Genomic DNA, 23,414 nt, shown 5'->3' on the forward strand with positions numbered 1-23,414 from the left:
TTCAATTGTTCTATTTATGGAACAAAATTTTATAAATTATGGAACAAACTTGGAAATGGTGGTGTGAATGAAATCAAGGGAGATAGCTCTAATTGGAATAATGCTGGCTCTTAGTTTAATGTTAAATGTTTCTCCACTCAAGGTGCCTACTCAGTGGGGGATGACGATAGATTTAGTTGCAATACCAATAGTTGTTGTTTACATCTTACTAGGCTTTACAAGTTCCTTGATATCTCTAGCGTTGCTCTTCGTTGGACTCAGCATAGTGTCCCCAGCATCATGGCTTGGTGCTAGCATGAAGTTCTTTGCAACGCTCAGCGTAATCTTAGGTCTTGAGATAGCAAAAAAACTTACAAAATTCAATCCAGAGAGCTACACAGAAAAGCAGCTCATTGCATTTATCGTTTCTGCTTATCTGATTAGCATTGCGATTAGAATACCTCTCATGGTTGGACTGAACTATTATTATGCACTTCCAATATGGCTCGGCATTCCAAGAGAGCAAGTTATCCCAAAGATTGAGGAGTGGTTCCACATTCCATTTTGGCTTGTGATAGCAATTCCAAATGCAATTCAGAGTGCCGTGGATGTAATCGGAGGAATCCTAATAAGTCTGCCTGTAATTAGGGCACTACCCCACATTTTGGAGTGATCTCCTCCATCTTTCTGCGTATTCCTTGAATTTTTCATCTTTTGTTTTTTCATAGAGCCATTCCAAAAGCTGGATATGGAGTTTGTGATAATTTTTCATCGCTCTGCCATGAATGTTTGAGTACAAGCTCCATCCGTTTTCATCGAAGTCCGGGAGAGCTTTTTTAACAGCTTTCACACCTTCATCAAAAACCCATTTTGCATAGGTATCGTTTGTAATTTCCCAATAGTAATAAACACCTTGGAGTGCTATTATATGTCCATTCAGCACAAGCTCGTTTGAGTTGTAAGCATACTCTAAAATCCAAAGTCCATAAGTTGAATTTACAACAAATCCTCCTTTGCTGTAAGAAACTCTGAATGAGTTCATTAGGAGCTGGGCAGTTTTTAGGTAGCTCTCATTTTTTGTAATGTTGTAAGCTCTTGCATACAAGCCAGCACCTAGTCCCTGAGCATAGCCTGAAATCCAAGGGATTGAAGAGTTCTCGAAGTGGAAGTAGTTTTCAAAAACTGCATATTCTAGTCCTTGGTAATTCTTTGTGACCAAGTACTGCCGGAGTTCCCTTAATATTTCTAGAGCTTTCTCTTCTTTACCTATCTGGAAATAAACATCAGCCCAGTGGAGTGCTGTAACTGGATAAAGAACTAATCCCCTAAAGTTGTAGTGTACATAGGGCAAGGCACTTTTAAAGCTTGAGTTTGCAAGAAATACGCTATTATATGGTGCAGAGCTTGCAAATGAAACTGCATAGAAGCTTTTAAGTGGTGATAAATAGTGGGAATAGAATTCATTGTTTGCTCTTAGTGTTGCTTTTAAGATTTTATTTCTCTCTGGGGTTAGCTCTACCTTTGAAAACACTAAAAGGGGATAAGAAGCCTCAAAGCTTGAGATTAGATAAAGAGGATTCATGGTGCTGAGAAATGCTATGAAGTTATCAAGCACAACATTCTCGTTTCCTTGGAGAAGAGTGATAAGTTCTGGATCCTCGGTTTGAGCTAAAACTTGGTTTTCTGCATTTTCATATATAGCAAAGAGAGAAGAAGTCAGCAGCATAAAGACCAAAATTAAAGCTTTCTCTCTCATCCGCTCACCTGAATCTTTTCTGGTTTTAGACCTCTAATCGTGAGGTAATCATTTAATTTTCTTGCATATTCTAGGAAATATTTGTCCCCAGTAACATCATAGAGCCACTTCAAGAGTCTAATATGTAAACGGTGGTAGAATTCGCTGGCATCTCCATGAATATTTGAATATTTCGACCACGAGCCGGTATCAAATATTGGGAGTGCATTTCTTACAGCATGAACTCCATTTTGGAAAAGCCGCCAAGCTTTTTCGTCGTGGGTTACCTGCCAGTAATAGTAAAGCCCCTGCAGAGCTATGATGTGTCCGTTTAGAACGAGCTCATTTGAGTTGTAGTTGTATTCAAGATACCAGTCTCCATATTTTGTGTGTGAAACAAAGCCATTCATGCTTAATGGCAAGTCGAAGGAATTCACCAACCCCTTAGCTATTCTCAAGTAGGTTTCATTGCCTGTTAAGTTATAAGCTATTGCATAAACCCCAGCACCCATGCCTTGAGCATATCCAGAAACCCATGGAACTGAAGCATTTTCAAAGTGGAAATAATTCTTGAAAAGCACGTATTCTTCTCCGTTGTATTCTCCGTACTGGGCATATTGGCTGAGCTCTTTTAAGATTTGGAGAGCTTTTTCATTCTGTTCTCTTTGAAAGTACATTTCGGCCCAGTGGATGGCTGTTACTGGGTAGAGGTTGAAGCCTCTGCCCGTGTAATATATAAAAGGTAAGGAGGAATTGAATGAATCCTTGATCTTGAATGTTGAATAATATGGTGAGTCATCAGAAAAAACGAGTGCAGAAAAATCTTTGGTTGGGGAGGTGTAATAGGAATAGTAAGCGTTATTTGCCTTTAGCTCTGCCAAGAGGATTTTGTATTCAATGTCATTTAGTTCTCTCCACTTTGCGAGCTCCCCAAAAACTCTGATGGCATAAAAAGAGTCTCTGTAGCTCTTTAAATACGTCAGATTTTCCGTTCTTTCGTATTCTTCTAGCAGTTTATCTCTTATCACTTTGTTCTTCTCGATTTCTCTTATCAGTTCTTCATAAAACTTTGTTCCTTTGGCTCTCTTCAGAAGAGCTTCCTCTGGGCTTAGGAATACTTCTTCTGGAACGTCCCTTCCGATGATTCCGGACTTCTTTTCATCAATTTTAACCCTAAGTGTGCCCTCTTCCTTATAGATTTTTAAGGTTATCAAAATTTTATCATTGCTCGTTGCCTTGAAAGATGATGAGAGCAGCTCCTTTATCTTGATTTTCTTCCCATACCAGTTCGTGAGGCTTCCTTTTACAGTAAAAATTACTGGGACTTCTCCATTATTTTCGCCTACCCTCCCAACAAAGACTGGAGTGTTCAGCTTATCAATAGTTACATTACCAACTGTCAGCTCAAATTTTGCAAACTCAAAAATAGCATCTTCCTCTTCGATTTGAACAAAAACTTTGATTGGATAGTTGTGGTTATGGGAATGAAAAGATGTCTCGACAGAGATGCAGCCTAGGGACAGCATGAGAATTATCGAGATGATGAAAATCCTTGCCGGTTTCATACTACTCCCCATAGGAAAAAGAGCTAAGGGCAATATAAAGCTTTTGGTACACTAATAATTCCATAGCACAGAGAAAAATTGAAAAATTCAAAGATTTGCCAAGATTTCCTCTTCTTCCATAATCCTTTCACAGTAGTGGCATCTCACCTTCAGAGGTTCTTTCGATATAACGTAGAACTTTGGGACTACGTATTCATGGTTGCTTATGCAGTTCGGATTTGCACATTTCAGAATTCCGCTTATCTTTTCTGGAACTTCGACGTTAAACTTCTCTGCAACTCTATAATCTCTTATGATGTTTACAGTAGCGGTTGGAGCAATTAGGGCTATTTTGTTAACTTCTTCTTCGCTGAGGTACTTCCCTTCAACTTTTACAATATCTTTTCTCCCAAGCTTTTTGCTGTGGACGTTCATAGCTAAAAGCACCGTTCCACCGTTTAATACATTTAGCTTGAGAATCTCAATGACTTTAAGCCCCTTTCCTGCTGGAATGTGGTCAATGACGGTCCCGTCTTTAATTGCTGAAACCTTAAGCTCGCTCATTCAATCACCCCCAGTGTAAGTCCAAGCAGTGCCATTCTCACGGGAATTCCAGAAAAGACCTGTCTAAAGTAGATAGCATGCTTCGTTGAGTCGACACTTGGGTGTATTTCATCAACCCTTGGAAGTGGGTGCATGATTTTCAGCGTTTCCTTGGCTTTCTTTAGAATCTCCAAATCAATCACATAACTTCCTTTAACCTTCAGATATTCTTGCTCGTCTGGAAATCTCTCCTTCTGGATTCTTGTTACATAGAGAACATCAAGCTCTCCAATTACGCTCTCTAAGTCGCTTGTTTCGTAAACCTTCACTCCTTTCTCCTTGAGTTCTTCAACTATGTGTCTTGGCATTCTTAAAAGCTCTGGAGAGATTAAGTAGAGCTCTACATCATAATGGCTTAGAGCTTCACTCAAGCTGTGCACTGTTCTTCCGTACTTTAGATCACCGAGGAGACCAATTTTGAGTCCATCAATCTTCCCAAATTCACGCTTTATTGTGTAGAGGTCAAGTAGGGTTTGTGTTGGGTGCTGATTGCTTCCATCACCAGCATTGATAACCGGAATCTCTGCTACTTCTGCTGCAAGCCTTGCAGCTCCTTCCTTGGGATGTCTTATCACAATGACATCGCTGTACTGTTCAACTGTTTTGATTGTATCTCTGAGGCTTTCTCCTTTCTTTACGCTGCTCGTCGAAGCCTCTGCGAATCCGATAACTGAGCCTCCTAATCGGTGCATTGCACTCTCAAAGCTCAGTCTCGTCCTCGTTGATGGCTCAAAGAAAAGCGTTGCCAGAATTTTTCCCTTTGCGTACTCAAGAGAACCTTTTTCCTTGAGTTCCTTCTCAAGCCTTTCTGCAGTGCTCAAAACGTACTCAATATCCTCTCTAGAAAAATCCCTAATGCTAATAACATCCCGACCTTTCCATCCTTGCATAAAAGCCCTTCTCGTGTAAATTTTTACACCTATTTAAAGCTTTTTTGACATAAATTTGTCTATAATTGTGAGGGAGATAATTTTATAACCAAGTTTTAAAAATCAAGAATGGGAGGAAAAATGAAAACACCATGTGTCTTTTGGGTTGAAGAGATAATGCCCACTTTAAGGGCTAAAGTTGCTCAAAGGCTCTATAGGGAAGGATTTACCCAAGCAAAGATAGCTGATTACTTGGGAATAACTCAAGCGATGGTTAGCAAGTATTTGGCTGGGAAATATAAAAAGTTGGAGAGGGAGTTAGACGAAAAAATTGAAGAAATTGCAGAGGAAATTGCAAAGCTCATAACTTATGGTGCTAAAAAAGAGGAAATTATAAAATTCACGGCGAGAAAGTTTTTTGAGCTTTTCCAGTGCGGATTTCTCTGCAAATATTATGCAGAGTATGCTGGAATTGAGGAGTCAATCTGCAGGGAAATTTTTATGACGATACCCTCAAGGAGTGAAGTTTTAGAAAGGTTAAATTTGGCTTTGAGCGAGCTTTTGCAAGATGATAAGTTCCTTCAGCTAATTCCCGAAATTAGGAGCAACATAGCTTACGCTTTACCGGAGCCTAAAGATTTTAGTGATGTAGCAGCAGTTCCGGGGAGGATAACAGTTGTAAAGGGAAAGGCTTTTGCTTTGCCACCAGAATTTGGTGTGAGCAGGCATACAGCAAAGATTCTTCTTGAGCTCTCAAAGGTTGCTCCAGAAATAAGAAGTGTCATTAATATAAAATTCGATGAAAAAATAGAAGATGCACTCAGAAAAGCAGGATTCAAAGTGGATGGCATAGAAGAAAAGAAGAGGGATGAGGACAAAACTGTTGAGTTAATAGTTCAGCTTTTTAAAGAAAAAGGTGCCTTAGATGCAGTGATAGACAAGGGGGCTTTTGGAATTGAGCCATGTGTTTACATCTTCGGAAGAGATCCAATTGAAGTTGTTGAGAAGGTTAAGAAGCTGGAGAGTTTCCTATGAGAAAGAAGCTTCTCTTTGCATACTTGCTTTTTCTCCTCTATGCTAACTTAACCCCCAGAGTTCCGACAGTTCCAATAAGCGGAGGAGATAAAATTGCACACTTCTTGGAGTTCCTTATTTTGGGAATTTTGGGGTATGATAAGGCTTTTCTCCTCGCGTTGCCTATTGTCCTTGAATACCTCCAGCTCTTTGTCCCCGGAAGATGCTTTTCGTACTATGATATGGTCGCAAACCTAATAGGCTTTGGAGTTGGAGTTATTGTGGGGTGGTGGTATGAGAGTGGTAAGAAAGGAGCTTCACTTTTCCACAAGGGGAGAAATTGACCTCGTTGACATAACGCATGAGGTTGAGAGGTTCGTTGAAGAAAGCGGAATAACCAATGGGCAAGTCTTAATATTTGTCCCAGGAGCAACAGGAGCAGTTATCACAATTGAACACGAAAGCGGACTCCTTGAGGATTTCAAGAGAATATTGAGAGAACTCGTCCCAAGAGGACAAGGATATAATCATGATCTGATTGACAACAATGCCCACTCTCATCTGAGAGCTTCTCTGCTGGGACCATCATTAGTTCTACCAATCATTGATGGTAAGCTGGTTAGAGGAATATGGCAGCAGATATTCTTCGTTGAGCTTGATGTAAGGCCAAGAAAGAGAAAAGTAATTCTGCAAGCTATTGGGGAGTGATTTTTTCTCCTCTTAAATCTCCACATACATAAAGTCCCTTGCAATTATGTAGCCATTATCTCTAACCATATCTTCAAGCTTCTCTTGAGTGTAATTGCTGTGGCTTATGTGGGCAAAAACTGTCTTCTTAGCCTCAACTTTTTGGGCCAGCTTTATTGCATCTTCAACACCCAAGTGTGTCTTGGGAATTGATTGCTTATGGGTCATCTCTGCTATGAGCAAATCCGCTCCTTTCATGACTTCTATGGCATTCTCATCGCTTAGAATCTCTGGCCCTGTGTCTCCGGTAATTGCAATCCTTTTCTTTCCAATTTCAATAACAAATCCCCCAGCAACCTCTATTGGGTGGTGCACTGTTGGGAAATGATAAACGTTGAATCCAAAGTCATACCAGCGGTTGAATTCTAAGGGTATGTACTTCCAGTCTCTCTCACCTAAGAAAAGCTCTTGCAGATGCTTTGCAACGTTTACTGCGTATTCATGGGAGTAAAACTTGACCCCCTTGAAAATCTGCAGTTCTGGAAGCCCAGCTATGTGATCAAAGTGGGCATGAGTTATGAAAACCTTCTTCACTTCCATATTCAAATGCTCTAGGTGATAGTGCAAATCTGGTGAGGGATCGATCAACGCTTTTATCTCTGGAATGAAGACTGAAAATCTGGTCCTTTTGTATTGAGGATATTTCCTTGCTCTAACACAGTTTTCACAGTTGCATAGAGGTTTGGGAGTACCACTATATGAGCCAGAGCCCAGGATTATTACCCTCATTTTACTCACCCAAAATCTTTTTCCACAGCTCGTTATTATTAACGATTACCCACCACAGCTTTAACTCCTCCCTCTTCTTCTTATAATCGGGGTGAGCTTTTGCTACAAGCTTCCAGAAGCGTTTGGAGTGGTTCAGCTCCACTAGATGGGCAAGCTCATGGGTTATGACGTAATCCAAAAGATCTTCTGGAAGGGCTGCAAGTGTTATGTTCAAGCTTAGGTTTCCTTTTGATGAACAGCTACCCCATTTATTTCGCTGGACTCTAATAAACACTTTATTTGGTCTCTTTCCAATCTGCTCTGCCCTTTTCCCAATTATTTCCTCGACCTTTTTCTTAAGCTCCTTCTTGATAATTCTTTTCAGACTTTCAAGGTTTGAAACACAAATGACATCAGTAAAAATCTTAGTTCTTGGGCAGCTCCAGACTTCATAAAATTTTCCAAAAAGAGGAAATCCCCGAGATGCTAATATTTTACCCTTCTCAACTTTTTCAAGATTTTTTAAAATCCATTGTTCCTTTGATTTTAGAATGGGCTTTACATTCCGAGTTGGAGAAACTATCCGCAGGTATCCCTCCGGCTGAACATAAATTCTCACATAGCGAACAGGCCGCAAAATGAGCTCGTATTTAATTTTTCTGCCGTTGATTTCAATTTCATGCATGTTATTGTTTTGGGTGCTTTGGCTTATAAATTAGACTCTTACTGATGCTTAACAGCTTCCTATTAACAATATTGTTTCTTGGTTGAGGATAATGTTAAATACTTGGTGCATTTTAGTTATAGATGGTGATGAAAATGCTGAGCGAAAGAATGCTTAAAGCTCTAAATGAGCAGCTCAATAGGGAGTTGTATTCTGCATACCTATACTTTGCAATGGCAGCCTATTTTGAGGATCTTAACTTAGAAGGCTTCGCTAACTGGATGAAAGCGCAAGCTGAGGAAGAGCTCGGACATGCACTCAGATTCTACAACTACATCTATGACAGAAATGGTAGGGTAGAGCTGAAAGCAATAGAGCAGCCACCAAAAGAGTGGGAGTCTCCGCTGGCAGCATTTGAGGCCGCATACAAGCATGAGCAGTTCATAAGTAAGTGCATAAACGAGTTAGCAGCTTTAGCAGAGGAGGAAAAGGACTACTCAACGAGGGCATTCCTTGAGTGGTTCATAAACGAACAGGTTGAAGAAGAGGCTAACGTCAAGAAGATTGTTGATAAGCTCAAGTTTGCAAAGGACAGTCCGCAAGTGCTTTTCATGCTTGACCAGGAGCTCGGCCAAAGACAGCCGCAGCTTCCAAATCTTCTCCTTCAAGTGGGAGGCTGAATTTTTCTTTTCTTTTGGTTAATCTTATAGATTATATGAGTTGTGCATGGACTAAATTACAGTATTCCTATTTTAATAAATTGAAAAGCTGACTCAAATAAAAGTTGCCAAAATGTGGAATCTAAGATCTAAGTTAATTACACAAATTTGTGAGGATAACTTCATAAATAAAAGAAACGAGTGGAGTTCAGGTGATAAGAATGGAGATATTTTCGAGGCACTTCCCAATCATCGGTTTAGAAGGTCAAAAGAAGCTCATGAAATCTAAAGTTGCAGTAGTAGGTGCTGGTGCTCTTGGGAGCTGGGAGGTTTATTTTCTGAAAAAAGTGGGCGTTGGTGAGATTATAGTCGTTGATAGGGACTTTGTGGATTACAATGACCTACCGAGAACTATCTATGACGAAGAAGATGTGGAAAAACCAAAGGTTGAAGTTCTAAAGGAAAAATTCGGCGTTAAGGGTTATTTTGAGGACTTAAATCCATCAACTGTAAGCCTCTTGGATGAAGCTGACTTGATTATTGACGGAACAGACAACATCTACACGCGCCAAGTCATAAACGACTACTGCGTTAAGAACGGCAAACCGTGGATTTATGTTGGAGTCTTAAGCACTTATGGCAATATAATGCCAATAATCCCGGGGAAGACTGCCTGCTTCCGCTGTCTGATGCCTAAATTGCCATCAAAGCCTATGCCCACTTGTGCCGTTGCCGGAATAATGAGCTATGTTCCTCCTCTGGCTGCTTCACTAGCCGTTGCTCTAGCTGTGAAAATTCTCTTGGGAGAAGAAGTGAAAAGCGAGATGATATTCTTTGATACAAAGACCTTGGATTTTGAGAAGATAGAGATCCCAAGAAGAGATGACTGTGAAGCCTGCGTTAGGCACAACTTCACGTTCTTGGAAAAGCAGATGAGAATTGAGAGGATGTGCGACGGCTCAATCCAAGTAACCCCACCTGAGAAGATGTCTGTAAACCTTGATGAGCTGGCTAAGAGGCTTGAAGCTCTGGGTAAAGAATACCTCAAGACTTCGCAGTTCATCCAGTTTGAGGATGACTATGCCGAAATCCTAATCTTTAAGAGCGGAAGGATGGTAGTTAGAGGAGCAGAAGATGAAAAAGAAGCTAAAAACTTCTTTGCACGCTATTTAGGTGGTTGAGATGATACTAGTTCGTTATGGTGAGATAGCAGTAAAGAGGGGGAGAAGGAGAGAATTTGAAAGGAAGCTCTTGGAGAATATCTTGGCTGCTTTAAGGAGAAAGGGGATTGAAGCAAAAGCAGAGCTAATTCGAGGAAGGATTTTGGTTGATGCACCCGATGAAGCGGCTAAAATCATTGCAAAAGTTCCGGGTGTTGTTTCGGTTTCACCAGCGAGGGAGATGAGCTACGAGGAAGTGCCAAACTATTTAAGAGAAGCCTTGAAAGGTCTGAATCCAAAAAGCTTCAAAGTGGAAACCCAGCGATTAGATAAGACTTTCCTAAAGACTTCTGTTGAAGTCAACAGAGAAATCGGTGCATTCATTGTTAGAGAATTCGGCTGGAAAGTTGATCTGGAAAATCCAGAGCTCACAATAGGCATTGAAATTATAAAGAAGAAGGCCTACGTTTTCTTTGAAAAGATCAAAGGTGTTGGTGGCCTTCCTGTAAGCACTCAAGGAAAAGTTGTTGCCCTTTTAAGCGGCGGCATTGATTCTCCAGTGGCAGCATTTCTTATGATGAAAAGGGGAGCAGAGATTATAGCGGTTCACTTCGACCAAGGAAAAAATGCGAGGAAAGTTGTTGAGAAGACCGTTGAAATACTCAATGATTACTCTCCAAGGGACATTGAGCTCATCGTGGAGAACCACTTTGAAGTTTTGAAGCCATATGTTGTGGCATTAAACAGACTCAATATGAGAGAATGGACGTGTGTCGTGTGTAAGATAGCAATGCTGAGGAGAGCAGCGGAGATAGCGAAAGAAAAAGGTGCATTGGGTATTGTGACTGGTGATTCTCTTGGCCAAGTGGCTTCGCAGACGTTGGCTAACCTTTACTTTGAGACCATGAGTGTTCGCTTTCCAATACACAGACCGCTTTTGGGAATGGACAAGGAGGAGATAGTTAAGATAGCGAGGGAAATCGGGACGTATCAAGCTTTTTTGGAATATCCCTACTGCGACTGCCCCTTCAGACCTGAGAGGGTTGTAACGCAAGGGAAGGCTGAGGAGTTCCAGAGGATACTTGAAGAGCTGGAAAAAATGGACAGCTCAAACCTCTAAGGAAGTGTTAACAGACTCCCACTAACTCTTCTCTTTTCGGTTTCTTTACTTGACTCCACTAATTTCTGCATTTTCATTACACATATTTGTGAAGAAAGGTTTTAAAAGTGAACTTTTCTACCCAATTTCGTGTATATAGAGGACGGTGATGAACATGATGAAAGTGGAAGATTTACACGTCAAAGTTATGGATAAGGAAATACTTAGAGGGATTACGCTTAGCATTGGTGAGGGCGAGCTTCACGTCGTCATGGGACCTAATGGAAGCGGAAAATCAACGCTGGCTTTAACTATAGCGGGCCATCCAAGATACAAGGTTGTGAAAGGTAGAATACTCTTTGAAGGCGAGGATATAACTGAGATGAAGCCAGAGGAGAGAGCAAAGAAGGGGATATTTCTCAGCTTCCAGCATCCGGTAGAGGTCGAGGGTGTTAAAGTTATCCAGTTCCTCCAGAGGATGCTGAAGAATCTGAGAGGCATAGATGAGGTTGAGGCGTATGAGATAATTTTCAATGCTGTTGATGAGCTTGGCTTAGACAGCTCAGTACTGTCAAGGGAGCTTAACGTTGGCTTCTCTGGTGGAGAGAGGAAGAAGCTTGAAATGCTTCAAGCTTACCTCGTGAAGCCTAAGCTCTTAATCCTTGACGAGCCTGACAGCGGTGTTGATGTTGATTCGCTCAAGGTTATAGCAGGCATAATTGACAGGCTCCACAGAGAAGGAACTTCAATTCTGCTCATAACTCACTATGGCAGGATTCTAGAATACCTCAACGCCCAGAGAGTTCACGTTCTCAAGGACGGCAAGCTCGTGGCTTCTGGCGGCATTGAGCTCGTAAAAGTGATTGAGGAGAAGGGCTTCGCGGCGGTGGAGGAGTATGGAGCAGTCTAAACTTCAAGAAATCCTCAAGGCTGGTTCACTCGAGGAGATACTCGGCACAGCAGTGCCCTATCCAAAAGAGATAGAGCTCAAGGGAGAGCTGACAAAAGACATGGTTGAGGAGCTCTCGAGGATAAAAGGCGAGCCGGAGTGGATGCTCAGGCACAGGCTCAAGGCTTTAGAGCTCTTCTACAAGCTGCCGATGCCTAGATGGGTTGTCGGCGTTGAGGAGCTCGATTTAGAGAGCTTAGTCCTCTATTCAAAGCCCGAGATAGGGAACGAGGTTAGGAACTGGGATGATTTGCCAGAGAACATCAGGAGAACATTCGAAAGACTTAACATTCCAGAGATTGAGAAGAAGTTCCTCTCAGGCTTAACTGCTGTATTCGACAGCGAGAGCGTCTATTCGAAGCTCAAGGAGGAGTTCGAGAAGAAGGGCATAATCATGATTCCAATGGAGGAGGCAGTAAAGAGATACCCGGATTTAGTGAAGAAGTACTTCGGCAGAGTCTTTCCAGCTGGAGAGCACAAGTTTTCTGCTTTACATCACGCCCTCTGGAGCGGTGGCGTCTTTGTTTATGTGCCCAAGGGAGTGAGAATTCCCTTCCCCGTTGAGGCTTTCTTCGTTATAGGCTCTGCATTGGAGGGACAATTCGAGCACACGCTTTTGGTTGCGGACGAGGGGAGCTACATACACTTTATAGAGGGCTGTTCAGCTCCAATGTACAAGGGCTTCTCCTTCCACGATGGTATGGTTGAGATTTACGCCCACAAAAATGCCACCGTCAAGTTCACCACGATACAGAACTGGAGCCGCAATGTAATAAACTTCAACAACAAGCGGGCTGTTATCGAGGAGAACGCCTACGTAGAGTGGATTGAGGGTAGCATAGGGAGTAAAATAACCTACACCTACCCCTCGAGCATCCTCAAAGGAGAAGGTGCCAGAACAGCCCAGTATGTCGTCTCCCTCAGCAATGGGCCGTTCCTTAAGGATACTGGAGCAAAGACAATACATTTAGCTCCAAACACCAGCTCCAAGATAGTCTCGAAGAGCATAAGCGCCAACGGTGGAATAAACATCTACCGCGGTCTGGTGAGGATCATTAAGGGCGCCAGGAACTCGACCGCCACGGTTTCCTGTGATTCACTCATCCTCGACAAGAAGAGCAAGGCCTACACCTATCCTCACAATCAGAACGATGAACCCACAGCGAGTATAATCCATGAGGCAACAACTGGAAAGCTCGGCGAGGACAAGCTCTTCTACATGAACACGAGGGGCATAAGGGAAGAAGAAGCAAAGAGTCTCATAGTGCTTGGTTTTATCAGCGAAATTCTCGAGGGCTTACCCTTCGAGTATGTAGAGGTGCTCAAGAGGGTCATAGAGCTGGAGTTCAGCGAAGTGGGGGGTGTTGGCTGATGCGCTCTATCGAGCTCTCTGACAAGCCCTTTGACAAGCGCTTTGAAAAGCTGAAAAAGCTTGAGTATCAGAAGTACGGAGACAGTCCAACCATAAAGAGCTACACCAAGTGGAAGCTCTTCGAGGAGAACTCACCACTTAGGCTTCCGACGGAGGCAAAGGCCGGAGAAGTAAAGATTAAGGCGCACGTCCTTCTCTCAGGAAGTGAGGCAAGCTTCAACCTTCCAAAGGGCATTGTGCTTGAAGAAGGAACGCTCGGCCTCTCAAGTCCAGAGGAGTCGAGAATCCTCGGCTTCCACTTCTACACTCTCAAAAAAGCTTACAAGCTCAGGATAGTGGAGGACTTAAAGGAGCCTCTTGTCATAGTCTCGCATCTCTCGGAGAAGGGTTTCATTAGCCATCACGTCTCAATCGAGGCAGAGAACGTTAAGGCGCCGATAGTCATCTATGATTTGAGTGAAAAAGGGACTAAATCCCTTGTAATAGAGCTTAAGGCTAAAAACTCTGACCTCGAAATTCTGACCATTGGAAGACATTCCGCATTATCCTACTATCTCATGAGAGCGTCGCTTGGCGACAACACTAGGGTTAAGGCCTTTACACTCGTTAAAGGTGGAGAAATGAGCCATCACCGTGAAGACTACTCGCTTGAAGGTAGGGAAACCGAGCTTATCTTGAGAGGAATGCCCATAGGGATAGGCTCAGCCGTTGACTACCTCACTAACGTTCTTCAGTATAGCGAAAAGAGCAAAAGTGAGACCAAAATCCACGGCTTCTCCTATCAGAAAGGTTGGACTGTCCACAGAGGAATAGCAAAGGTCTTCGAGAGTGCGAGAAATGCATCGAGCAGGGTGATCTCGCAGGTAACTATAATGGATGAAGGTTCCCTTGGAGTGAGCGTACCGATGCTTGAAGTCGATACGAGTGAAATCGAGGAAGCGTCTCACTCTTCAGCAGTTCACCAGTTCGACGAGGATGCTCTCTTCTACCTCCGCTCACGGGGACTTGACAGGAAAGAAGCTTTAAGTCTGTTTATTCACGGCATTGGGGAAGCTCTAACTGAGCACTTGGAGGAGTTAAAAGAGAAAGCACGCAAGAACATTAAAGGGACTATCCTCGCGCTTCTCTGATTTTTATTTACCATTTCTGTCCAAAAACATAAATTATTATGATGACTCTACCCCATATGGGGGTTGTTATGAAAACACTTGAGAAGTTCCGCTTTGCAGGAATTGTGGGAATTATAGTTTACTGGCTCTTCGTAGCTTGGAGCATAAGCAGAAACCCTTGGTTCAGCATGTTTCATAATGCTCTGAGTGATTTGGGAGATCCCGCAGAAGCTTCTTCACCTTGGATATACAATTATGGGCTGATAGTAACCTCTCTCTTTGTGTTGGCATTCTCAATTTATCTGATTTGGGTCGCCAAAAATAAGGTTCAAACAATCGGTGGCGCTTATATCAGCATCTCGGCAATATTCCTTGCTCTTATAGGTGTTTTCCACAGCGGAACACAGCTGCATGTCTTTGTTTCCACGTATTTTTTCATCCAGTTCTTCCTTGGAATGTTAATCTTTGGTCTAGGAACTAGCGAGAGGGTCATTAAATATAGTGCGATAGTGCTGTTTATCTTGGCTCTGCTCGGGACTTTTGTAGATTGGCCTTCCGTGGCTATTGAAGAGACTTATGAGATAACCTTAATAGCAGTCTTCACGACTATAGTGGTGTTGAGGTGCTCTAAGGGATGTTAAAAAGCGTCCAGAGCTGTTGACGTCTCCATTAATTTTCTCCTTCACCTTTTCCCTTATCGGCTTTAATGCTTTTGCATAATTCTCCAGCGTTTTGAAGAAGCTTTGGTATCCTTTTACCCATTTTTGTCCAACAACGTATAAAAAGGATGAGCCTGAGTTCAAATTAGGTGAATATTTTGGAAAGTCAAGGCGTTGAATATAGCTTTTACAGATGCATAATGGTGGAGACGTAGGTGATGCTGATGAAGTTCTACTACGTCCGGAGATTTGAGAGGGATTTGGACGAGCTCTGGGAAGAGCTTAAAAGGAAAATCGAAGAGGAGGGCTTCCTCATAGTGGGGGAGAGAATTCCAGTAAGCATAGTGGAGAGGGAAGATGGAATCGTTGCGGACTATCATGTGCTTTTCATATGCGACCGTGAAGTGGTTGCAGAGCTCGTTAAGCTTGATCCCAACATTGGTGCTTTAATGCCTTGCACAGCTTTCGGCTATGTCAGGGAGGATGGGGTTTACATTGGCATTGGACTTCCAAGCGTCGCCTGGAGGATAGCTGGTGAAGAGGTTGTCGAGCTTATGCGACCGATGGAGGAGAAGCTCAAGGAGATAATCGACTCATTATAAATTTGTCAGTTTTTAAAGTTTCGATCTTTTTCTATTCTCACTTTGTAAAGAATAAGAGCAATAAGCTTTCACGATTAGTCCATATTGGTGATTTGAATGGCAAAGGTTGTTTTGAAGATTAACAACATGAGTTGTCAGCACTGTGTAATGACAATTAAGAGGGCGTTAGAAAGAATTGGAGCGAACGCAGAGGTCAGTCTCGAGAGCAAAACTGCTGTTGTCGAGTATGATGAAAGCAAGCTCACGGTTGAAGACTTAATCAGCGCGGTTGCAAAGTTTGGCTACAAAGCGGAGGTGGCTTGAAATGCCTATTGATCCAGTTTGTGGAATGGAAGTTAGTGAAGAAACCGAGTTCAAAGTAGAGTACGGTGGAAAGACTTACTACTTCTGCTCTCCACATTGCAAAGCTCAATTTGAAGCAAATCCTGAGAAGTTCATAAGTGGCGAAATGCACTCCCATGTCCATGAGCATAAGATGCATGGTCACAAAAAGCACCACGGTTGTTGCCACTAGTCGTTTGTTTCTTTTTTGTTAACTTTTTCTCAGTATCCTAACATTTTATTTTCTAATGTTAATTTGAACGACGATGAGAACTCTCTGTATCTCACATCCTAGCCTACAACACTACTGAGATGATTCACAAAGAATTTATGGACTCTTTTTCATGAAATTTCTTTTCATAAACCTTTAGTTCTAAACTACAACTTTTTTAAGGCTTCTTTTCTCAATTCAAGATGGCAAAATCCTTATGGGGTGAAAAGAATGCACAAGTATGTTAAGGAAACAAATCTAAGCTTTGAGGAAGCTGAAAAGAAGTTTAAGGAAGCTATTGAAGAAGTTGGCCTAAAAGTCGTTGGAGAGGTGATGCCGAGCAAAAAGATCAAGATGAAGCTTGGAATTGAAATTCCCTCATATAAAATCCTTTTCATCTGCAATCCAAAATATGTCTACGATTTAATCAATGTGGATTATGATATCGGCGCTTTGGTTCCCTGCCATGGCTTTGTTTATGAAAGAGACGGAAAAGTTTACGTCGGCGTTAATTTACCAACAAAAACCTTAACTTTTGCCGGTGAAAAAGTCGTTGAGTACATAAAGACGGCTGAAGAGCAGTTGATTAAAGCCGTCGATAGCGTGGCATGATTTTTGTAGCTTTTTGATCTTTACTATTCTATTTTCATCCTACTTGAGTAACACATGCTAGAATAATTTGATGAAAAAAGTTTCATAAATTCTTATTTTTGGCTCAAAAAGCTTTTAAAATTTCACTTGTATGTAACTATTGTTCTAAAATTTGGGGGTGGTTGGATGTACAAGTACGTAAGAGAAACAAGTTTAAGCTTTGAAGAGGCTGAGGCCAGGTTTAAAGAAGCCCTCGAGAAGGTTGGCTTAAAAGCTATCAACGAAATTCCAATCAGCAACATTCTCAAAAATAAGCTCAATGTTGAAATTCCAGCCTATAAGACATTCCTAATCTGCAACCCAAAGATAGTGAATGAACTCCTAGCCTTGGAGTACGATATCGGACTCCTAGTGCCCTGCCACGGAGTAGTTTATGAGAAGGAAGGAAAGGTCTATGTAGGCGTTGAGTTGCCAAGCGAAACTCTCAAAGTAGCTGGAGAGCAGGTCTCAACGTTTATGACAGAAATCGAAGAGAATCTGAAAAAAGCCGTTGACATGGTTGTCCAATGAGTATTAATTTTGTGCTACTTTTCTTTCTTTTGTGTGAAATAACATTATAAAGACTTTATTTTAAATTTAATCCCATGACACATCACTATGGCTATGTAAGCGCTCTCTTAGCAGCACTGCTCTTTGGAATAAGCTCAACGCTAAATAAAATCGCTCTTAGAGAGGTTCATCCAATGATTGTAGCAGGGAGCATTTATTTAACAGCTGGAATAGTTCTAATGCTTCTCCGCTTTACTCCGCTTAAGGATAAAATCCTCGAAAGGCTTGAATTTAAAGTTAAAACTCAAGAATACTTCTCAAGGCGGGACCTCTTGCTATTAGCTTTTATAGTGCTCTTTGGCTCTTTTTTGGCACCACTCTCCTTTATGTTTGGACTTGATAAAACAACAGCAGTTAATGCATCCCTCCTACTCAATACTGAAACATTGTTCACAGTTTTAATCGCTCTCTTAATCTTTAAAGAAAAAGCCTCAAGAAGAAGCATTCTCGGAATTCTCTTAATCTTGATTGGAGCCGTTGTGATCTCGACGGAAAACTTTAGGGAAGTAGAGCTGAGCAAAGGCATTGCTGGGAATCTTTTAATAATTTTGGCTGGATTATTTTGGGCGATAGATAACAATTTGAGCAAGCTCTTGAGCGTTAAGAGGGATCTGCTTTTAGTGACTTCACTAAAAGGGCTGTTTGGTGGGAGCGCGTTATTAATTTTGGCTTCTCTAATTGGAATTCCTCCCTATATTCCACTTCAAAGCCTTCCGTATATACTAACGGTCGGTGCTTTTAGCATAGGCTTTTCTATTGTCTTGTTTCTCTTCGCATTAAGGGAAATTGGAGCCATGAAAACAGGGGCTATCTTCTCGACCTCCTCTTTAATTGGAGCTGTTTTTGCTTTCTTGGTCTTGGGAGAAAACTTTACAGTTATTAAAGCATTCTTTGGCATTTTGATGTTTTTTGGAGTGTATCTGCTCTCTTTGGAGTAATTCTTCTTTATACACTTTTGTTCAAAACCTTTATAAGAACATTTGCACAATTGCTCAAATGAGAAGGTGATGAAAATGGTAGAAGTATGTAAAGTGTATGAAGAACATGAAGAAAAGATTGCTAAAGTTAAAGAAAAGCTTCCAAATGATAAGTTGATAGTAGAAATGGCAAACTTCTTTGATGCATTTGGCGATGCAACGAGGCTTAAGATTTTGTTAGCCCTAATGGAAGAAGAACTCTGCACTTGCGATTTATCAAACATTACTGGCCTATCAGTTTCAGCGATCTCTCATCAGCTTAGAGTTTTAAAGGATAGGAGAATTGTTAGCTATAGAAGAGAAGGGAAGAACGTCTTCTACCGCTTGGATGACGGGCACATAAGGGAGATTTTGAAGATTGCACTCAAGCACATGGAGGAGTAAAAATGGCAAAAAAGCTCAAAAAGCTCAAGTTGGAAGGTCTTGACTGTGCTAGCTGTGCCTATGAAATTGAGGAAGCATTGAAAAAAGAAGGCTTTGAGTTCGCGTTAGTTAATTTCACAACAAGCGAGCTAGTTATTGAAGGAGATATTGAGAAGGCCAAAGAGATAGTGAAAAGGGTCGAGCCAGGTGTTAAGATAATTGAGGAAGAGGAACATCACCACGATCACGATGAGGATCCAAGGAAGATGCTCTATTTTATAATACCTTCGCTTGTGCTCTTCACAGCGGGAATGCTATTGAGATATTATTACAACTACGACAATGCCTTTGTGCTTGGAATATTTGTCGCGAGCTACCTTCTTGTGGGCTGGAAAGTGCTGAGGAACGCTTTTGTCAACTCAGTGCATGGAAACGTCTTTGACGAGAACTTTCTCATAGCTATAGCCACACTGGGGGCATTTGCAATTCGGGAATATCCAGAAGCTGTGGGTGTTATGCTGTTTTACATCGTTGGTGAGTTCTTCCAAGATTTAGCCGTTAATAAGTCAAGGCGCTCAATTAAGGCTTTGTTATCATTAAAAGCCGAATATGCGAACTTGAAAGTTGGGGATAAGCTAATTAAAGTCAAGCCAGAGGAGCTCAAAGTGGGGGATATTATAGTTATTAAACCTGGAGAAAGAGTTCCTGTGGATGGAATTGTTTTAGAAGGGAGCTCAAACGTTGATACCTCTGCTCTAACGGGTGAAAGCGTTCCAAGAACTATAAAAGAAGGGGATGAGATCCTTTCTAGAATGGTGAACTTAAGCGGTCTTTTGACAGTTAAAGTTACAAAAGAGCTTAAGGAGTCAACTATTTCAAGGATTTTAGAGCTTGTTGAAAATGCAAGTGCAAGGAAAGCTAAAACGGAGAAATTTATTACGAAGTTCGCTCACTACTATACCCCAGCAGTGGTCGGACTAGCTGCACTCATTGCTTTAATTCCCTCATTAGCTTTTGGAGAGCCCTTTTCTAAATGGGTTTATAGGGCTTTAGTGCTCTTGGTAATCTCATGCCCTTGCGCTTTAGTGCTTTCAATACCTCTTGGATACTTTGGCGGGATTGGGAGAGCGGCAAGGGAAGGAATACTCATCAAGGGATCAAATTTCCTCGATGCGCTTAGCAAAGCCACGATCGTAGCTTTTGACAAGACGGGTACACTGACGAAAGGTGTTTTTAAGGTCACGAGGATAGAGACAAGGAATGGTTTTAGTGAGGAAGAAATCCTTAAGTTTGCCGCTTTGGCAGAGGCACACTCAAACCATCCGATAGCGAAGGCAATAAAAGAGGCATATGGAAAAGAAATCAATGAAGCTGAGATTAAAGAGCATGAAGAAATAGCTGGACATGGCGTCAGAGCAAGAATAGATGGTACTGAAGTAATGGTTGGGAATGATAGACTACTACATAAATTCAATGTGGAACATGATACCTGCCATGTAAAGGGGACTGTTGCTCATGTTGTTATCAACGGAAAGTATACAGGTTATATAGTGATTTCAGACGAGATAAAGGAAGATGTTCCAAAAACCATGAGAGAGCTAAAGCGTTTAGGCGTTAAAAAGGTTATAATGGTGACTGGCGATAATAAAGATGTTGCAGAAGCAATAGCAAAACAAATTGGCTTGGACGAGTTCTATGCTGAGCTTCTGCCAGAGGACAAAGTGAAAATCATTGAAAAACTCGAAAAAGAGAAGAAAGACGATGAAAAGATAGTCTTTGTAGGTGACGGAATAAATGATGCCCCAGTTATCGCAAGGGCAGATATAGGAGTGGCAATGGGTGCTCTAGGAAGCGATGCCGCTATAGAGACCGCTGATATCGTCATAATGGATGACAAGCCATCAAAATTGCCCATAGGAATTAAAATTGCAAGGAAAACACAGAGAATAGTGTGGGAGAACGTAATCTTTGCCCTCGGGGTCAAGTTGGCCTTTATAAGTCTTGGAATCCTTGGAGAGGCTACAATGTGGGAGGCTGTCTTTGCGGATGTGGGTGTTGCTCTCATAGCGGTGTTTAATGCGATGAGGATTTTGAGGTGATGTAGATGCTCTATGCACTTGGCGTTGTTTTCTTTCTCTTTCTATCTCTCTACTCATGGTTTGGGATAAAGAGGGCTTATGAAGATGGAAAAACCTTACCTCTCCACGTTTCGGCTGTGATATGGATAGGCGATACACTCCACTTCATTCTGGTGCTCTGGGCCTCGTTGAGAGGGCTCTGGCTGATGCCCATTAACGCAACCGCTGCTTTAGTCGGTGGTTCTGTGCTCGCTGTTGTGGGGCTTGTCGTGATGCTCCTTGGCATGTTAGAGTTCCGCTCGTTTAAGAGAATGTCTGGTTTGGATTCCTCAAAACTCATAACTACCGGTATATATCGCTACAGCAGGAACCCTCAATATATCGGATGGTTCTTAGCTCTCATTGGAATATCTATTATGGGGCGCTCGCTTCTCGCGCTCCTGCTTACGGTGGCACTCCTTATTGGGCTACACTTGTATAACGTTAAGCTTGAGGAACCATACTTAGAGCGTATCTTTGGGGAAGAATACAGGAGGTATAAAGAGAACACCCCTAGATATTTTGGGATGTTCAAGAGGAAGCTTCTTTAAGCTTCATTTCTGAAAATTTCATTCTATTCTATTTTCAACTTTGGCAGAGATTAATTATATTAGCTTTCATTGTATTATATTTAGTGAGGGTGATTTAATGAATAATGATGAAAAAGAAATGCACAAAGAGCACATGCATGAAGAGCATAAGATGCACAGCCACGAGATGGAGGAAGAAAAGCATGAACACATAAATCATGAGCACGAAGAGCACAAGCATTCGCATGCAGATCACCACAGAATGATGATGGAGGACTTTAAGAAGAGATTTATAGTCTCCACTATACTTACGATTCCGATACTGCTCCTATCTCCGATGATTCAAAAGTTCCTTGGTTTTACATTCACGTTCACGGGCGATAGATACGTTCTCTTTGCGCTATCGACAGTGGTCTACTTCTACGGCGGAAAGCCGTTCCTGACGGGGATGAGGGATGAGCTCAAAAAGAGAACGCCGGGAATGATGACGCTAATAGCTTTGGCAATCACGGTTGCCTTCTTCTACAGCGCTGCAGTAACCTTTGGTTTGCCCGGAAAGACGTTCTATTGGGAGCTTGCAACGCTTATTGACATCATGCTTTTGGGGCACTACATAGAGATGCGCTCTGTTCTCGGCGCTTCGAGGGCTTTGGAAGAACTGATAAAGCTCATGCCAACCGAAGCTCATCTAATAACCCCGGAAGGAATAAAAGACGTTCCAGTGAGCGAGCTCAAGAAGGGAGATATAGTTTTAGTCAAGCCCGGCGAGAAGATACCTTCAGATGGCATCATAATTGAGGGAGAGACGAGTGTAAATGAAGCAATGCTCACTGGTGAGTCAAAGCCCGTCTATAAGAAACCCGGTGACATTGTTATTGGTGGATCAATAAACTTGGAGGGCTCAATTAAAGTAAGGATCGAGAAGACTGGAAAAGAGACCTATTTGATGCAGGTGGTTGAGCTTGTAAAGCAGGCCCAAGAGACGAGGTCAAGGACTCAAGATTTGGCTAATAGAGCAGCGTTTTGGCTTACACTCATTGCAATAACCGCTGGAAGCGCAACTCTGGGAGCTTGGCTCTACTTAGGGAAGCCATTTGTATTCGCCCTTGAGAGAATGGTCACTGTAATGGTAATTACATGCCCCCACGCTTTGGGATTGGCTGTTCCTTTGGTGGTTTCGGTTTCTACATCAATCTCGGCAAGGAAGGGGATACTCATCAGGAACAGGGAAGCCTTTGAGAGGGCAAAGGACGTTCAGGTGGTTGTCTTTGACAAGACGGGAACACTAACGGAGGGAAAGTTTGAAGTAACGGATATAATTCCATTGGATGAGCTTAGCGAGGAGGAAATCTTAAGGTATGCGGCAACATTGGAGAGCCACTCATCACACCCGATAGCGCAGGGAATAGTAGAAAAAGCCAAGGAAAAGAAGGTTGAGCTTTATGACGTTAAAGACTTCAAAGCAATTCCAGGAAAGGGCGCCCAAGGCGTTATCAACGGCAGAGAAGTGCTCATTGTAAGTCCGCAGTTCTTGAAGGAGAAGGGTCTCTGGAAAGAGGATGAGCGCGTTAACGAGGTCTTGGAGCAAGGGAAGACAGTGGTGTTCTTAGTCATCGATGGAAAACTGATCGGTGCCTTAGCTTTAGCCGATAAGATAAGACCGGAGTCGAGGGAAGCCATAAAGAGGCTTCACGAGATGGGGATTAAAGCTTACATGCTCACAGGAGACAACGCTAAAGTTGCAAAGTGGGTTGCTGAGGAGCTTGGCTTGGATGGCTACTTTGCAGAGGTTTTGCCCCATCAGAAGTCGGAGAAGATTAAGGAGCTCCAAGAAAAAGGCTTCGTCGTGGCAATGGTTGGGGATGGAATAAATGATGCTCCAGCTCTAATTCAAGCGGACGTTGGAATAGCAATTGGAGCAGGAACCGATGTTGCTATAGAAAGCGCTGACATAATTTTAGTCAAAAACGATCCAAGAGACGTCATAACAGCAATACATCTTGCGAGGGCAACTTATGGAAAAATGGTTCAAAACTTAGCATGGGCAACAGGATATAACACATTCGCAATTCCTCTGGCGGCAGGGACACTTTACAAATATGGAATACTGTTAAGCCCAGCTGTAGGGGCTTTGTTAATGAGCTTGAGCACAGTTATAGTTGCTATAAATGCGAAGTTTTTGAAGGTTTGAACTTCCGTTACTTTAATTTTTTGAAATTATGA

27 protein-coding genes are annotated in these 23,414 nt (G+C 42.2%); 21 read left to right on the forward strand and 6 right to left on the reverse strand.

Translation table 11 applies throughout. The annotated features are described in order from the left end of the window. Positions 1–67 precede the first annotated feature (67 nt). Positions 68–652, forward strand: a complete 585-nt coding sequence (locus tag E3E24_RS09505) for a hypothetical protein (protein WP_167887080.1) — start codon at positions 68–70, stop codon at positions 650–652. Here E3E24_RS09505 and E3E24_RS09510 read toward each other — a convergent pair. From E3E24_RS09510 to pyrB, 4 genes are all read right to left on the reverse strand, one after another. Further along, positions 632–1,735 (reverse strand): D-glucuronyl C5-epimerase family protein, encoded by a 1,104-nt coding sequence (locus tag E3E24_RS09510; protein ID WP_167887079.1) that lies wholly within the window; start codon positions 1,733–1,735, stop codon positions 632–634. The two genes, E3E24_RS09505 and E3E24_RS09510, sit on opposite strands and share 21 nt — an antisense overlap. Beyond that, the gene (locus tag E3E24_RS09515; protein WP_240912213.1) at positions 1,732–3,291 is read right to left on the reverse strand and encodes a D-glucuronyl C5-epimerase family protein; all 1,560 of its coding nucleotides are present in this window, start codon (positions 3,289–3,291) and stop codon (positions 1,732–1,734) included. Before E3E24_RS09515 ends, E3E24_RS09510 begins: the two co-directional genes overlap by 4 nt. 75 nt (positions 3,292–3,366) lie before the next feature. Beyond that, positions 3,367–3,822 (reverse strand): aspartate carbamoyltransferase regulatory subunit, encoded by a 456-nt coding sequence (gene pyrI, locus E3E24_RS09520; protein WP_167887078.1) that lies wholly within the window; start codon positions 3,820–3,822, stop codon positions 3,367–3,369. Next, on the reverse strand, positions 3,819–4,751 hold the full coding sequence (gene pyrB, locus E3E24_RS09525; RefSeq protein ID WP_167887077.1) for an aspartate carbamoyltransferase: 933 nt from the start codon (positions 4,749–4,751) through the stop codon (positions 3,819–3,821). The genes pyrI and pyrB overlap by 4 nt, the downstream gene beginning before the upstream one ends. Before the next feature lie 108 nt (positions 4,752–4,859). On the opposite strand from pyrB, the gene E3E24_RS09530 reads away from it, so the two are divergent. The 3 genes from E3E24_RS09530 to E3E24_RS09540 are packed head-to-tail and all read left to right on the forward strand — an operon-like array spanning position 4,860 to position 6,452. Continuing rightward, complete coding sequence (locus E3E24_RS09530) at positions 4,860–5,765, forward strand: thiamine-phosphate synthase family protein (protein WP_240912212.1); 906 nt, start codon at positions 4,860–4,862, stop codon at positions 5,763–5,765. Further along, the gene (locus tag E3E24_RS09535) at positions 5,762–6,088 is read left to right on the forward strand and encodes a VanZ family protein (RefSeq protein ID WP_167887076.1); all 327 of its coding nucleotides are present in this window, start codon (positions 5,762–5,764) and stop codon (positions 6,086–6,088) included. Before E3E24_RS09530 ends, E3E24_RS09535 begins: the two co-directional genes overlap by 4 nt. Further along, positions 6,039–6,452, forward strand: a complete 414-nt coding sequence (locus E3E24_RS09540; protein ID WP_167887075.1) for a secondary thiamine-phosphate synthase enzyme YjbQ — start codon at positions 6,039–6,041, stop codon at positions 6,450–6,452. Before E3E24_RS09535 ends, E3E24_RS09540 begins: the two co-directional genes overlap by 50 nt. Positions 6,453–6,464: 12 nt before the next feature. Here the strand turns inward: E3E24_RS09540 and E3E24_RS09545 are convergent, their stop codons facing one another. After that, positions 6,465–7,220, reverse strand: coding sequence for an MBL fold metallo-hydrolase (locus E3E24_RS09545; RefSeq protein ID WP_167887074.1), 756 nt, complete (start codon positions 7,218–7,220; stop codon positions 6,465–6,467). Between the two features lies 1 nt (position 7,221). Continuing rightward, positions 7,222–7,884, reverse strand: a complete 663-nt coding sequence (locus tag E3E24_RS09550; protein WP_206205025.1) for a M48 family metallopeptidase — start codon at positions 7,882–7,884, stop codon at positions 7,222–7,224. 134 nt (positions 7,885–8,018) lie between these two features. Here E3E24_RS09550 and E3E24_RS09555 point away from each other — a divergent pair, with 134 nt between their 5' ends. From E3E24_RS09555 to E3E24_RS09635, 17 genes are all read left to right on the forward strand, one after another. Then, on the forward strand, positions 8,019–8,543 hold the full coding sequence (locus E3E24_RS09555; RefSeq protein ID WP_167887131.1) for a ferritin: 525 nt from the start codon (positions 8,019–8,021) through the stop codon (positions 8,541–8,543). Between the two features lie 200 nt (positions 8,544–8,743). Then, a complete protein-coding gene (locus E3E24_RS09560; protein WP_167887130.1) occupies positions 8,744–9,703 on the forward strand; it encodes a ThiF family adenylyltransferase in 960 nt (319 codons plus the stop codon). Position 9,704: 1 nt separating this feature from the next. Next, positions 9,705–10,802 carry a tRNA uracil 4-sulfurtransferase ThiI gene (gene thiI / locus E3E24_RS09565; RefSeq protein ID WP_167887073.1) on the forward strand — a complete coding sequence of 366 codons (1,098 nt, stop codon included), beginning with the start codon at positions 9,705–9,707 and terminating at the stop codon, positions 10,800–10,802. A 154-nt stretch (positions 10,803–10,956) separates the two neighbouring features. After that, positions 10,957–11,691, forward strand: a complete 735-nt coding sequence (gene sufC, locus E3E24_RS09570) for a Fe-S cluster assembly ATPase SufC (RefSeq protein WP_167887072.1) — start codon at positions 10,957–10,959, stop codon at positions 11,689–11,691. Beyond that, positions 11,678–13,102 carry a Fe-S cluster assembly protein SufB gene (gene sufB, locus E3E24_RS09575; protein ID WP_167887071.1) on the forward strand — a complete coding sequence of 475 codons (1,425 nt, stop codon included), beginning with the start codon at positions 11,678–11,680 and terminating at the stop codon, positions 13,100–13,102. Before sufC ends, sufB begins: the two co-directional genes overlap by 14 nt. Continuing rightward, positions 13,102–14,232, forward strand: coding sequence for a SufD family Fe-S cluster assembly protein (locus E3E24_RS09580; RefSeq protein ID WP_167887070.1), 1,131 nt, complete (start codon positions 13,102–13,104; stop codon positions 14,230–14,232). Before sufB ends, E3E24_RS09580 begins: the two co-directional genes overlap by 1 nt. Positions 14,233–14,288: 56 nt before the next feature. Then, a complete protein-coding gene (locus E3E24_RS09585; protein ID WP_240912566.1) occupies positions 14,289–14,852 on the forward strand; it encodes a DUF998 domain-containing protein in 564 nt (187 codons plus the stop codon). 242 nt (positions 14,853–15,094) lie between these two features. Continuing rightward, positions 15,095–15,472: a DUF302 domain-containing protein gene (locus E3E24_RS09590; RefSeq protein ID WP_167887068.1), complete on the forward strand. Its 378-nt coding sequence runs from the start codon at positions 15,095–15,097 to the stop codon at positions 15,470–15,472. Between the two features lie 96 nt (positions 15,473–15,568). Further along, positions 15,569–15,775 (forward strand): heavy-metal-associated domain-containing protein, encoded by a 207-nt coding sequence (locus E3E24_RS09595; protein WP_167887067.1) that lies wholly within the window; start codon positions 15,569–15,571, stop codon positions 15,773–15,775. Position 15,776: 1 nt separating this feature from the next. Continuing rightward, positions 15,777–15,986, forward strand: coding sequence for a YHS domain-containing protein (locus E3E24_RS09600; RefSeq protein ID WP_167887066.1), 210 nt, complete (start codon positions 15,777–15,779; stop codon positions 15,984–15,986). Positions 15,987–16,235: 249 nt separating this feature from the next. Continuing rightward, on the forward strand, positions 16,236–16,616 hold the full coding sequence (locus E3E24_RS09605) for a DUF302 domain-containing protein (protein ID WP_167887065.1): 381 nt from the start codon (positions 16,236–16,238) through the stop codon (positions 16,614–16,616). A gap of 165 nt (positions 16,617–16,781) precedes the next feature. Further along, a complete protein-coding gene (locus E3E24_RS09610; protein ID WP_167887064.1) occupies positions 16,782–17,165 on the forward strand; it encodes a DUF302 domain-containing protein in 384 nt (127 codons plus the stop codon). A gap of 74 nt (positions 17,166–17,239) precedes the next feature. Next, the gene (locus E3E24_RS09615) at positions 17,240–18,142 is read left to right on the forward strand and encodes a DMT family transporter (RefSeq protein WP_167887063.1); all 903 of its coding nucleotides are present in this window, start codon (positions 17,240–17,242) and stop codon (positions 18,140–18,142) included. Positions 18,143–18,217: 75 nt separating this feature from the next. Beyond that, positions 18,218–18,565, forward strand: a complete 348-nt coding sequence (locus E3E24_RS09620; RefSeq protein ID WP_167887129.1) for a helix-turn-helix transcriptional regulator — start codon at positions 18,218–18,220, stop codon at positions 18,563–18,565. A gap of 2 nt (positions 18,566–18,567) precedes the next feature. Beyond that, positions 18,568–20,643, forward strand: a complete 2,076-nt coding sequence (locus E3E24_RS09625) for a heavy metal translocating P-type ATPase (RefSeq protein WP_167887062.1) — start codon at positions 18,568–18,570, stop codon at positions 20,641–20,643. A 5-nt stretch (positions 20,644–20,648) separates the two neighbouring features. After that, positions 20,649–21,212 (forward strand): isoprenylcysteine carboxylmethyltransferase family protein, encoded by a 564-nt coding sequence (locus tag E3E24_RS09630; protein ID WP_167887061.1) that lies wholly within the window; start codon positions 20,649–20,651, stop codon positions 21,210–21,212. Between the two features lie 97 nt (positions 21,213–21,309). Beyond that, positions 21,310–23,382 (forward strand): heavy metal translocating P-type ATPase, encoded by a 2,073-nt coding sequence (locus tag E3E24_RS09635; RefSeq protein ID WP_240912211.1) that lies wholly within the window; start codon positions 21,310–21,312, stop codon positions 23,380–23,382. Positions 23,383–23,414: the final 32 nt, after the last annotated feature.

Source organism: Thermococcus sp. LS2 (genome assembly GCF_012027375.1).
Taxonomy (GTDB): domain Archaea; phylum Methanobacteriota_B; class Thermococci; order Thermococcales; family Thermococcaceae; genus Thermococcus_B.

What these genes read in the sequence shown, in the direction of transcription:
- E3E24_RS09505 (WP_167887080.1), top strand. Translation starts at nt 68, where the DNA reads ATGAAATCAAGGGAGATAGCTCTAATTGGAATAATGCTGGCTCTTAGT.
- E3E24_RS09510 (WP_167887079.1), bottom strand. Translation starts at nt 1,735, where the DNA reads ATGAGAGAGAAAGCTTTAATTTTGGTCTTTATGCTGCTGACTTCTTCT.
- E3E24_RS09515 (WP_240912213.1), bottom strand. Translation starts at nt 3,291, where the DNA reads ATGGGGAGTAGTATGAAACCGGCAAGGATTTTCATCATCTCGATAATT.
- pyrI (WP_167887078.1), bottom strand. Translation starts at nt 3,822, where the DNA reads ATGAGCGAGCTTAAGGTTTCAGCAATTAAAGACGGGACCGTCATTGAC.
- pyrB (WP_167887077.1), bottom strand. Translation starts at nt 4,751, where the DNA reads ATGCAAGGATGGAAAGGTCGGGATGTTATTAGCATTAGGGATTTTTCT.
- E3E24_RS09530 (WP_240912212.1), top strand. Translation starts at nt 4,860, where the DNA reads ATGGGAGGAAAAATGAAAACACCATGTGTCTTTTGGGTTGAAGAGATA.
- E3E24_RS09535 (WP_167887076.1), top strand. Translation starts at nt 5,762, where the DNA reads ATGAGAAAGAAGCTTCTCTTTGCATACTTGCTTTTTCTCCTCTATGCT.
- E3E24_RS09540 (WP_167887075.1), top strand. Translation starts at nt 6,039, where the DNA reads ATGAGAGTGGTAAGAAAGGAGCTTCACTTTTCCACAAGGGGAGAAATT.
- E3E24_RS09545 (WP_167887074.1), bottom strand. Translation starts at nt 7,220, where the DNA reads ATGAGGGTAATAATCCTGGGCTCTGGCTCATATAGTGGTACTCCCAAA.
- E3E24_RS09550 (WP_206205025.1), bottom strand. Translation starts at nt 7,884, where the DNA reads ATGCATGAAATTGAAATCAACGGCAGAAAAATTAAATACGAGCTCATT.
- E3E24_RS09555 (WP_167887131.1), top strand. Translation starts at nt 8,019, where the DNA reads ATGCTGAGCGAAAGAATGCTTAAAGCTCTAAATGAGCAGCTCAATAGG.
- E3E24_RS09560 (WP_167887130.1), top strand. Translation starts at nt 8,744, where the DNA reads ATGGAGATATTTTCGAGGCACTTCCCAATCATCGGTTTAGAAGGTCAA.
- thiI (WP_167887073.1), top strand. Translation starts at nt 9,705, where the DNA reads ATGATACTAGTTCGTTATGGTGAGATAGCAGTAAAGAGGGGGAGAAGG.
- sufC (WP_167887072.1), top strand. Translation starts at nt 10,957, where the DNA reads ATGATGAAAGTGGAAGATTTACACGTCAAAGTTATGGATAAGGAAATA.
- sufB (WP_167887071.1), top strand. Translation starts at nt 11,678, where the DNA reads ATGGAGCAGTCTAAACTTCAAGAAATCCTCAAGGCTGGTTCACTCGAG.
- E3E24_RS09580 (WP_167887070.1), top strand. Translation starts at nt 13,102, where the DNA reads ATGCGCTCTATCGAGCTCTCTGACAAGCCCTTTGACAAGCGCTTTGAA.
- E3E24_RS09585 (WP_240912566.1), top strand. Translation starts at nt 14,289, where the DNA reads ATGGGGGTTGTTATGAAAACACTTGAGAAGTTCCGCTTTGCAGGAATT.
- E3E24_RS09590 (WP_167887068.1), top strand. Translation starts at nt 15,095, where the DNA reads ATGAAGTTCTACTACGTCCGGAGATTTGAGAGGGATTTGGACGAGCTC.
- E3E24_RS09595 (WP_167887067.1), top strand. Translation starts at nt 15,569, where the DNA reads ATGGCAAAGGTTGTTTTGAAGATTAACAACATGAGTTGTCAGCACTGT.
- E3E24_RS09600 (WP_167887066.1), top strand. Translation starts at nt 15,777, where the DNA reads ATGCCTATTGATCCAGTTTGTGGAATGGAAGTTAGTGAAGAAACCGAG.
- E3E24_RS09605 (WP_167887065.1), top strand. Translation starts at nt 16,236, where the DNA reads ATGCACAAGTATGTTAAGGAAACAAATCTAAGCTTTGAGGAAGCTGAA.
- E3E24_RS09610 (WP_167887064.1), top strand. Translation starts at nt 16,782, where the DNA reads ATGTACAAGTACGTAAGAGAAACAAGTTTAAGCTTTGAAGAGGCTGAG.
- E3E24_RS09615 (WP_167887063.1), top strand. Translation starts at nt 17,240, where the DNA reads ATGACACATCACTATGGCTATGTAAGCGCTCTCTTAGCAGCACTGCTC.
- E3E24_RS09620 (WP_167887129.1), top strand. Translation starts at nt 18,218, where the DNA reads ATGGTAGAAGTATGTAAAGTGTATGAAGAACATGAAGAAAAGATTGCT.
- E3E24_RS09625 (WP_167887062.1), top strand. Translation starts at nt 18,568, where the DNA reads ATGGCAAAAAAGCTCAAAAAGCTCAAGTTGGAAGGTCTTGACTGTGCT.
- E3E24_RS09630 (WP_167887061.1), top strand. Translation starts at nt 20,649, where the DNA reads ATGCTCTATGCACTTGGCGTTGTTTTCTTTCTCTTTCTATCTCTCTAC.
- E3E24_RS09635 (WP_240912211.1), top strand. Translation starts at nt 21,310, where the DNA reads ATGAATAATGATGAAAAAGAAATGCACAAAGAGCACATGCATGAAGAG.